Genomic DNA, 10,388 nt, shown 5'->3' on the forward strand with positions numbered 1-10,388 from the left:
AAGCTGAAGCTGGTCGAAGACCTGTCGCGCAGGCAGGACCCGGTCGCCGCCCGTTTCCGTTTCAGCCCGGCCCAGCTCGATGCCTACGGCATCGCCGAACTGCACAAGCTGGAAGAGGTGCTACGCCGCGACGACTATTTCGCGCTGAAGACAGTGGCCGACATGATCGGGAAGAAGATCGGCGTGACGATCGAAGCGCCGGATTCCAGGGCGTTCCTCACGGCCTACTACGGCGAGCTCAGGGCGCATCTCGAGCGCAAGCTGCTGCTCGGCAACCGCAAGGCGGACAAGCATGCGCGGTAGCGGCAGATACTGGAACTTGGCGCCGCCCCTCATCCGCCCTTCGGGCACCTTCTCCCCGTAAACGGGGAGAAGGCCATAGCCGCGCCTGCGGTTGGCGAAACCCCACGCGACAAGTCCTTTCTCCCCGTCACTATACGGGGAGAAATGCCCGGCAGGGCAATGAGGGGCAGCGCCGACTCACAATACTTTTGAACCGAAGCCTGGCTCGCTGGGCTGATTTCTTACCGCACCCACTTCTCGTAGTCCGACACCAGTAGATGCAGCGGCGCGACGTCCTCGTCGATGTTGGAGAAGCGGCCGATCGGCTCGCGGAAGACGTTGTCGGTGAGGTCGTCATTGACGGTCGAGACCTCGCCGATCAGCACGTCCTTGCCCTCGGCCCAGAAGGCATGCCAGACGCCGGGCAAAAGCGTGACGCTCTGGCCCGGATCGAGCTTCAACAGCCCGCCCGCCGGCAGTCTGTGGATGGTGCCGTCGACCGGCACCGACACTTCGGCCTTGGGATCGATGCCGCCGTCGCGGTCGTGCATGAACAGTTCCAGCACCAGCTTGCCGCCGCCGCGGTTGATGATGTCCTCGGCCTTGATGTTGTGGCGGTGCATCGGCGAGAGCTGGTCCCTGCGCGAAATCATGATCTTCTCTGCATAGAGCATGCCCATGCCGAGCTTCATGTCCTCGTAGCGGCCGTTGCGGACGGTGAACAGGAACAGACCGAGCTCGTCGAACTTCTCCTGGCCGTAGTCGGTGATGTCCCAGCCGAGGCGCGAGGTGAAGATCGCCGAAGAGTCTCCCTTATGCGCCTTCATCTGTTCAGGCGACCAATAGGCGAAGGGCGGCATGATATAGCCGAAGGAGCGGATGAAGGCGTCGGCTTCGCGGATGATGTCGTTGATTTTGGAGCGCTTCATGGGTTCCCTTCCTTCCGGCCGCTGACTGCTGCAATCTGCCAATCCGAATAGCTCAATGCCGGTCGGCTGTCGACGCAAACCGACGGCTCTGGCCTCGTGACATCGAGCCGGATCGGGGCCATAACGCGACCGGTTTTTGTGGTGGTGACAATCTCATGCCAAGCATAGACGACCTCGATACGCCGGCGATCCTGATCGATGCCGCACGCGCCGAAGCCAACATCAGGAAGGCGCAGGCGCATGCCGATCGTCATGGCCTGAAGCTCAGGCCGCACATCAAGACCCACAAGCTCCCCTATTGGGCGAAGAAGCAGGTGGCGGCCGGGGCGGTCGGCATCACCTGCCAGAAGATCGGCGAGGCCGAGGTGATGGCCGATGCCGGCCTGACCGACATTTTTCTCCCCTACAACATTCTCGGGCGCGCCAAGCTGGGGCGGCTGAAGGCGCTGCATGGCCGGGTGACGCTTTCGGTGACGGCGGACAGCAAGGAGACGCTGGAAGGGCTTGCCGCGACCTTTGCCGATGCAGGTCACCCGCTTCAGGTGCTGGTTGAGTGCGATACGGGCATGGGCCGCTGCGGCGTCCAGACGGCGGCCGAAGCCTTGGCGCTGGCGAAGGCGGTCGACAGCGCCAAGGGGCTGACCTTCGGCGGGCTGATGACCTATCCGGCTGCCGGCAAGCAGGCGGAGGCGGAGGCATGGCTGGCAGGGGCCAAGCAGGCCCTTGCCGCGGCGGGGCTCGAGTGCCAGCGCATCTCCAGCGGCGGCACGCCGGACATGTGGCGCTCGGGCGACGATAGCGTCGTCACCGAATACCGGCCTGGCACCTACATCTACCTGGACCGCTACCAGGTCGCCAAAGGCGTCGGCAGCCTCGACGATTGCGCGCTGACGGTGCTCGCCACCGTGGTCAGCCACCCGACGCCGACCCGCGCCATCCTCGATAGCGGCAGCAAGGCGCTGTCCAGCGACACGCTGGGGCTGGCCGATTTCGGCGAGTTGCTGGGTATGCCGGGCGCGAGGGTGACGGGCCTCAGCGAGGAACACGGCAACGTCACGCTTTCCGGCGATGCAAAGCTTCGCATCGGCGAGCGCGTTCGCGTGGTGCCGGACCATTGCTGCGTGGTGACGAACCTGTTCGACCAGGTGCATCTGATCGACGGCGACAAGGTGCTGGAAACGCTGCCGGTGGCGGCGCGGGGACGGATGGGTTGATCAGTTAGCCTGGCGCGCCGCGACCCTGCGCATCGCGATCACCCGGCGCCGGAAAATCTCCGTGCGCATCGCCATCAAATGCAGGGCGAAGAACAGCACGGTGAAGCCGAGCGCCATCACCAGCAGCGGCCTCAGCATGGAGGCGTCGATGGTCGAGCCGCCCATGCGGAACACCGAGGCCGGCTGGTGCAGCGTGTTCCACCAGTCGACCGAGAATTTGATGATCGGGATGTTGATGAAGCCGACCAGGGTGATGATGGCGGCGGCCCAGGCGGCGCGGCTGACGTCATCCAGCGCGCGGGTCAGCGCGATGATGCCGAGATACATCAAGAACAGCACGAAGACCGAGGTGAGCCTTGCGTCCCACACCCACCAGGTGCCCCACATCGGCTTGCCCCAGATCGAGCCGGTGACCAGCGCAAGCGCGGTGAAGGTGGCGCCGATGGGGGCCGCCGATTTCAGCGCGACGTCGGCCAGCGGATGGCGCCAGACCAGCGTGCCGAGCGCAGAAACCGCCATCAGCGAGTAGCACATCATGGCGAGCCAGGCGAAAGGCACGTGGATGTACATGATGCGCACCGTGATGCCCTGCTGGAAATCCTCTGGCGCGGTGAAGCTCATATAGAGCCCGGCGGCAAGAAGGGGCGCCGCGGCCGCGGCCAGCCAAGGCACCAGCCTGTCGGCCAGCCCGACGAAGCGCGTCGGGTTGGCGAGGTCGGCCCAGCGGCTCAGGCGTGAAGTGGTGTCGCTCATGCGGCTTTAAATAGACCGGCGGCGTGTGTTGGGCAATCGAGCGGTTGTCGCAGCCTCCCCTTCTCCCCTTGTGGGAGAAGGCGGATCGGCGCGCAGCGCCGAGACGGATGGGGGGTGTTGGAGGAAATGAGGCGGTTCGCCGCAAGGCTATGCCAAGCTGGAGCACCCCTCATCCGGCCGCTTCGCGGCCACCTCTCCCACAACAAGGGAGAAGAGTAAGGCGCTTGGTTACGCCGCTTCCGTCACCGTGCGGCTGAGGCGGCGGACTTCCTCGTCGTTGAGCAGGCCGCCGGCGCGCAGCAGGCTGGCGAAGCGGCCGTTGCGGAGCGACAGCTCGGCGAAGCCGCCCTGCTCGACCACCCTGCCCTTGTCCATGAACACGACCAAGTCGGCGTCGCGAACGGTGGTGAGGCGGTGGGCGATGATGAAGGTGGTGCGGTTGCGGCGCAGCTCGTCGATCGCTTCCTTGACGCGGTCCTCGGTCTCGACGTCGAGCGCGCTGGTCGCCTCGTCGAGCACCAGGATCGGCGCGTCCTTGAGCACGGCGCGGGCAATGGCGATGCGCTGGCGCTCGCCGCCCGAAAGCTGGCCGCCGCGCTCGCCGACGACGGTGTCGTAGCCGCTGCTCTTCGACAGGATGAAATCCTGGGCGGCGGCGGCATTGGCGGCGGCGTGCACCTCGTCGTAGGTCGCTTCGGCGCGGCCGACGCGGATGTTGTCCTCGATCGAGCGGTTGAGCAGGCCGGCATCCTGGAACACGGTGGCGATCGAGTGGCGCAGCGACTTGCGGGTCACCGAGCGGGTGTCGATGCCGTCGATCAGGATACGGCCGCTGGACGGCGTGAAGACGCGCTGCAAGAGGTTGATGAGCGTCGTCTTGCCGGCGCCGGTCGGACCGACGATGGCAACCGTCTGACCGGCCTGGACCTCGAAGGAGACGTCGTCGACGCCCTGGCCCGAATTGGCGAACTCGAAGCCGACATTCTCGAAGCGGACGTGGCCGGTGACGTTGGCCAACTCGCGCAGGCCGTCCGGCTCGGCGGTGTCAGCGGCAGAGTCCTCGAGACGGTAGAAGTCCTCGAGCTTGGCGCGCGCCTCGGAGATCTGGCTGGAGAAAGCCGACACCTGATCGAGGCGGGCGATCAGCATCCCTGCAAAGCCGATGAAGGCAACGACGTCGCCGACGCGGAGCTGACCACGGGTGACGAGGTAGGCGCCGATCGAGAGCACGATCATCATCGAGATGGTCGACGACAGCCGGTTCAGCGCACTGGCGATCGCCCACCAGTCGAGCACCGGCTTCTGGGCGTCCAGCAGATCCTTGACGTAGCGCTTCAGCGTCGCGGTCTCATGGCCGATGCGGTTGTAGCTCTGCAGCACGGCGACATTGCTGACGCTGTCGGTCACATGGGCAAACACCGTGTGGTAATGGCGCTCGACGGCGGTCTGCCCGGACTTGGTGCGGCGCATGACGATGCGGCCGATGGCGACATAGAGCACGCCAAGGCCAAGCAGCACGAGCGACATGCGAATGTCCATGGCAAGCGCGGTCGGCACCAAAAGCACCAGCGCGATAGCCGTCGAGAGATGCACGCGCATGAATTCGAGCCACAGGCTGAACAGGGTCTCGATGGCGCGCAACAGCGTTTGCAGGGAATTAGACGTGCCGCGCTGGTGATGCCAGGCGAGCGGCATGGTGATGACGCGCTCGAAGGACTGGCACAGCACCTCCGAGCGGCGGGCATGGGCGAAGCGGTCGGCGCCGCGCGCCACCAGCACGACAGCGATGACGTTGAACGCGCCGAGAGCAGCCCAGACGGCGAGCGTCGAAAACACCGGGCCGTTTTCAGAGATGGCACCGATCACCCGGCCCAACAGGATCGGTTCGAGGATCGCGATCGCGGCGAGGGCGACGTTGGCGGCGCAAATCAGCGCGACGCGCTTCTTGTCGGCAGCCAGATAACCCAGGGCTCTCCAGTAGATCTGCAGAAGTGACACTTCAGCTACTCCGCCAAACTTTCATTGTGCAGTGCACCATTTCTTGACACGTACCGGTTAACGGGTCGCAAAACAATGCCCGTCTAGCTCTTCCGTTCCCATTCTGCGAACAAAAGATGACGACGCTGCGAAATCTGCCGTGATCACCTAACGGTTTGAGATAAAAGGTGAAATGTCAGCCTTGCGGCGAAATCATGGCAGCAGCCGGGAGCTGCCACATTTTTAATCACCAAGAGCTTGCGTAGCGGAAGCTAATGCGCCCGCCCGCATGCCGGCAAAGCGCATGCGCAAATAACGGCGCAAAAAGAACGCGCGCCCCGAAGGGCGCGCGCTTCTAGCATCAAGTCATTGATTTTACGCAGGTATCTTGACGACAACCTCACTCGCCTCGCCGGCCTTCGGCTCGAAAGACGAGGATTTTGTCTTGGTTCCATTGACTTCGAGCGAGATGGATTTGGTCTTTTTGTCGCGGATGACGCGAACCTTGACTTCCGCGCCCAGCATCTTGAGCGTCGCCGCATAGCCGTCCCAGTGGCCGGGCAGCTTCGGCCTGAATGTGATGTGCTTGCCGCGCCGCTCGATGCCGAGAATGCCCTCGACCGCCGCGCGGTACAGCCAGCCGGCGGAACCCGTGTACCAGGTCCAGCCGCCGCGACCGCCCTTGCCTTCGCCGGCATAGATGTCGGCCGCCACGACATAGGGCTCGACCCTGTAGTGCTCGGCCGCCGCCTCGTCCGAGGCGTGATTGACCGGGTTCAGCATCGAGAAGCAGCGGTAGGCGTCGTCGGTGCGGCCCATCTCGGCCAGCGCGATGACGAACCAGGTGGCCGCGTGGGTGTACTGGCCGCCATTCTCGCGCACGCCGGGCGGATAGCTCTTGATGTAGCCGGGGTCCTTCTCGGTCTTCGAGAAGGGCGGTGTGAACAGCTTGACGATCTTGAGCTCGTCGTCGACCAGCATCTTGGTCGCCTGGTGCATGGCCGTGGTCGAACGCGCCGGGTCGCCCTCGCCTGAAAGCACGCTCCACGACTGGGCGATGGAGTCGATCTTGCATTCCTTTGAGTCATGCGAGCCGAGCGGCGTGCCGTCGTCGAAGCTGCCGCGCCGGTACCACTGCCCGTCCCAGGCTGTGGTCTCCAGCGCCCGTTTCAGCGCGTCGGCATGCTTGTTCCAGGCCTGCGCCCGCTTGGCGTCACCTTGCGCCTTGGCCACCGGGGCAAAGTCGCCCAGCGTCTTCAGCAGGAACCAGCCCAGCCACACGCTCTCGCCCTTGCCGCCCTCGCCGACGCGGTTCATGCCGTCGTTCCAGTCGCCGCCGAGGATCAGCGGCAGGCCGGCGGGGCTGCTGCGCTTGATGGCGAGATCCAGCGCCCGCGCGCAGTGATCATAGAGCGAGGCGGTGGTCTTGGAGACCTCCGGCGTGAAGAAGGCATCGTGCTCGTCCTCGCCGAGCGGCTGCCCGTCGATGAAGGGAAGCTGCTCCTTGAGGATCGCCGCATCGCCGGTCACGTCGATGTAGCGGGCGGTGGCGTGGGCGAGCCAGACGACGTCGTCCGAGATCATGGTGCGCACGCCGGCGTCGGTGCGCGGCAGCCACCAGTGCTGCACGTCGCCTTCGGGGAATTGCCGGCGCGCCGCGTTGAGGATCTGGTCGCGCGCCAGTTTCGGATCGTGCGCCAGCAAGGCCAGCGTGTCCTGCAACTGGTCGCGGAAGCCGAAGGCGCCGCTCGCCTGGTAGAAGGCGGAACGGGCGCGGATGCGGCAGGCCAGACTCTGATAGGGCAGCCAGTGGTTGACCATGGCGTTGAGCGCCTTGTCGGGCGTCTCGACCTGGATGGTGTCGAGGAAGCCGCGCCAGACGCGTTCGTTGTCGGCCAGCCGCTGGTCGAAATCCTTGCCGCGATGGCCCTGAACCAGCGCGCTCGCCTCGGCGGGCGTGGCCGCGTCGCCGAGCAGCCAGATGAGCGTGACGTCGCCGCCGGCGGGGATGTCGATGTCGCTGGCAATCGCCGCGCAGGGATCGTCGCCTGCCTCGACGCGGTCGGACAGGGCAGCGCCGGCAAGCACGGCCTGAGGATATTCGCTGCTGCCGTGCCGGCCGATGAACTCACCGCGGTCGGTTGTCACCGACTGGACGGCGCCGGCAGCGGCAAGGAACGCCACCCGCTCGCTGAAGTCGAGCCCATACGGGTTCTGCGCCAGGAGGGCGCCGGTCGCCGCATCCCTGGTCGGCACGATGGTCGCCGCCGTCCGCGAGCGATGACCGCCCAGCACCCATTCGGCATAGGCATAGACGCGCAGCCTGGCCGGCACGGGCCCCGCATTCTGGATGCGCAGCCGGGTGATCTTGACCGGGTCGGCCGGGTCGACCACCTGGGTCAGGTCCATCGACAGCGGTCCGCGTTTCGAGCGGAACGTCGAGAAGCCCTGGCCATGCCATGTCTCGTAGGTCATGGCCGGATCGCGCACGATCGCCGCCATCGGCGAGAACGCCTTGCCGCTGGCCTGGTCGTACATGTAGATGCCCTCGCCCGGCCGATTGGTGACCGGGTCGTTCGACCATGGCGTCAGCTGGTAGTCGCGGCTGTTGCGGCTCCAGGTGAAGCCGGCGCCCTCGGCCGAGACGTGGAAGCCGAACGAGGCGTTGGAGATGACGTTGATCCAGGGCTGCGGCGTCGTACGCCGGCCGGTGAGACGCGTCACATAGTGGCGGCCGTCGCCGTCGAAGCCGCCAAAACCGTTCCAGAGGTTCAACCCGCTGCCATCGGCACTGGCGCTCGCCGGCCCTGGCGCCGCGAATGGCGGCGGCGCAATGGCCGGCAAGGTCGATGCAGCTCCGACGCCACCGGCCTGCTGCAGGGCGTCGCGCGCCTGCAGTGCCGCCGCCTCGGCGCGCTCGATCTGGTCGAAGATGGTGCCGTTACGCGTGTGTAGAACGACGCGGGCGACCGCCAGCAGGGTCTTGTAGGTGGCCTCGTCCATCAGGTCGCGGCGCACGGCGAAGATGTGCTGGCGCGGGCCGAGCTCCTTGCCGCGCAGGCGGCTGTTCTCGCACAGCGTCTCGACCGCCCGCTGCAGGTCCTGCACGTAGGACGATGCCTGCTCGTTGACGACGACGAAGTCGATCATCATGCCGCGCGCCCGCATGTATTCCTGGAAGCGCAGCGCCTGGGCGACGATCTCCAGGTCGGCGACGTCGCCGATGCGGACCAGGAAGATCGGGAAGTCGCCGGAGATGCTGGTCGGCCACAGGCTTGACTGCTTGCCGAGCCCGGAGGCGATGGAATCCGCCGGCAGGCGCAGGAACGGATCGGGATAGATCAGATAGCGCGCCAGCTTCTGCACATTGGCGGCATCGGTCAGGCTGAGGCCGAGATGGCGGGTCTGCACCTGGCTGCGGGTCCAGGCCAGCATCGCCTGACGGGCGAAGCTTTCCGGATGGTCGAGCCGGGCAACCGCTTCGTCGAGTTCCGCGCGGCTGGCGCCGACGATGGTCCAGAAGGTCAGCGAGATCTTCTTGTTGGCGGGCACACGCACCTGGCGGCGAAGCGAGGCGACGGGGTCGAGCGTGAAGCCCGAATGGCCGCCGAGCTTGGCGCCCGGATCGAAAGCTGCCGCGTCGACGATGGTGCGGCCGCGGCCGATGAAGGCGCGCCGGTCGGTCTCGGCCTCGGCATCGCGCGAAGGCCCCGAAGGATCGGTGACGAAATGCGCCATGGCGATGTCGGGGTCGTTCTTGTCGCGCTTGCGACGGATGGCAAAGATCGCGCCATTGTTGGGCGCAATCTCGGTCTCGACGAACATCTTCGAGAAAGCCGGATGGGCGTTGTCGGAGGCTTCGTTGCCCAGCACCAGCTCGGCAAAGGAGGTCACTTCGATGTGCCGGTCCGTGGCGCCGTCATTGTAGAGGGTGACGCGGCGGCCCTCGCCGTTGCCTTCCGAGATGACGATGCATTCGACCTCGGAGCGCAGCGATCCGACCGATTTGACGAAGCTCGCCTTGTCATCGGAGAACAGGGTCTGGACGCGCTCATGGTCGGCGCGCCGCGGCTCCGACGTCGCCGACCACCAGTCGCCGGTGCCGGCATCGCGCAGGAAGATGTAGGAGCCCAGCCGGTCCTCGCTCGGATCCGGCTGCCAGCGGGTGACGGCAAGCTCGCCGAAGCGGCTGTAGCCGGAACCGGTGGCGGTGACCATGACCGAATAGCGGCCATTGGACATGACATTGGTGGCGCGCAGTGCCTTGGCCGGGTCGAGGATGACGCGCGTGTCCGGGCTCTCGGTCTCGGTCTCGTCCTTGGCGCGCTCGTCGGCCTCGGTCCTGACGGTGGCGGCCGGAATGTCGCGCGGCGCCTTCTCCTGCAGCAGCAGTTCGGCCGACTCGATCACCGGATCGCTGTGGAAGCGATCGCGCAGGCGGCCCTCGAAGATGGCGTCGGCGACGGCAGCGATCGACATGCCGGAATGGTGCGCCATGTAGTTGAGCACCACAGCATGGGTGCCCTCCGGCACACGCTGCGGGGTGAAATCGACCGCGTCGTAGTAGCCGTGCCGGCCGAGCGCGCCGATCGCCTTCAGCCGGGCGAGATTGTGCACCGCCTCGCGCGGATTGAACTGCGCCGCCAGGATCGTCGCGTAGGGCGCGATCACCGTGTTCTGGCCCAGGCCGCGCTTGAGGCCGAGACCGGGCACGCCGAAATTGGTGTACTGGTAGGTCAACTCGCGGTCGCGGGCGTTGTAGGCCGCTTCCGAAATGCCCCACGGCACGTTCTTGGAGCGGGCGTACTGGATCTGGCGCTTGATGATCAGTTTGCTGGTCTGGTTGAGGATCGAGCCATGCGGCTCCTTCATCACCAGCGGCGGCATCAGGTACTCGAACATCGAGCCCGACCAGGACATCAGCGCGCCCTGGAAGCCGATCTCGACGATCGGCCGGCCTAGCCGGAACCAGTGCTCGGTCGGCAGGTCGCCCTTGGCGATGGCGAACAGGCTGGTCAGCCGCGCCTCCGAGGCGAGCAGGTCGTAGCAGCTCTCGTCGAGCTGATGCTCCTCGACCCGGTAGCCGATCGACAGCAGCTTGCGCTCCTGCCGCATCAGGAAGGAGAAATCCATCTCGAAGGCGTAGCGGCGGGTGCGCTCGCGCAACGCGAGCAGCTTGGCGCGCAAGGCCTCGACCGCGTTCTCGTCATTGTGCGAGGCGCATGTGCACGAC

5 protein-coding genes and 1 pseudogene are annotated in these 10,388 nt (G+C 66.0%); 2 read left to right on the forward strand and 4 right to left on the reverse strand.

The annotated features are described in order from the left end of the window. Positions 1-303: pseudogene (locus EN780_RS18420) on the forward strand (RDD family protein); the annotation flags it as partial. 221 nt (positions 304-524) lie between these two features. Here EN780_RS18420 and EN780_RS18430 read toward each other — a convergent pair. Further along, a complete protein-coding gene (locus tag EN780_RS18430; RefSeq protein WP_128274931.1) occupies positions 525-1,211 on the reverse strand; it encodes a D-lyxose/D-mannose family sugar isomerase in 687 nt (228 codons plus the stop codon). Between the two features lie 155 nt (positions 1,212-1,366). Between EN780_RS18430 and EN780_RS18435 the strand changes: the two genes are divergently transcribed. After that, positions 1,367-2,425, forward strand: coding sequence for a D-TA family PLP-dependent enzyme (locus EN780_RS18435; protein ID WP_128274932.1), 1,059 nt, complete (start codon positions 1,367-1,369; stop codon positions 2,423-2,425). Here EN780_RS18435 and EN780_RS18440 read toward each other — a convergent pair whose 3' ends face one another. From EN780_RS18440 to EN780_RS18450, 3 genes are all read right to left on the reverse strand, one after another. Continuing rightward, positions 2,426-3,178: a heme ABC transporter permease gene (locus tag EN780_RS18440; protein ID WP_128274933.1), complete on the reverse strand. Its 753-nt coding sequence runs from the start codon at positions 3,176-3,178 to the stop codon at positions 2,426-2,428. 228 nt (positions 3,179-3,406) lie between these two features. After that, the gene (locus tag EN780_RS18445) at positions 3,407-5,176 is read right to left on the reverse strand and encodes a glucan ABC transporter ATP-binding protein/ permease (protein WP_128274934.1); all 1,770 of its coding nucleotides are present in this window, start codon (positions 5,174-5,176) and stop codon (positions 3,407-3,409) included. A 354-nt stretch (positions 5,177-5,530) separates the two neighbouring features. Further along, on the reverse strand, positions 5,531-10,388 hold a 4,858-nt coding region (locus EN780_RS18450), incomplete at its 5' end, for a glucoamylase family protein (protein ID WP_281035371.1).

The sequence above is a fragment of the Mesorhizobium sp. M4B.F.Ca.ET.089.01.1.1 genome (genome assembly GCF_004022605.1).
In the GTDB taxonomy this organism is placed as follows: Bacteria; Pseudomonadota; Alphaproteobacteria; order Rhizobiales; family Rhizobiaceae; genus Mesorhizobium; species Mesorhizobium abyssinicae.

Bases quoted from the DNA above. Each gene is read 5' to 3' on its own strand.
- EN780_RS18435 (WP_128274932.1), top strand. From the start codon at position 1,367: ATGCCAAGCATAGACGACCTCGATACGCCGGCGATCCTGATCGATGCC.
- EN780_RS18430 (WP_128274931.1), bottom strand. From the start codon at position 1,211: ATGAAGCGCTCCAAAATCAACGACATCATCCGCGAAGCCGACGCCTTC.
- EN780_RS18440 (WP_128274933.1), bottom strand. From the start codon at position 3,178: ATGAGCGACACCACTTCACGCCTGAGCCGCTGGGCCGACCTCGCCAAC.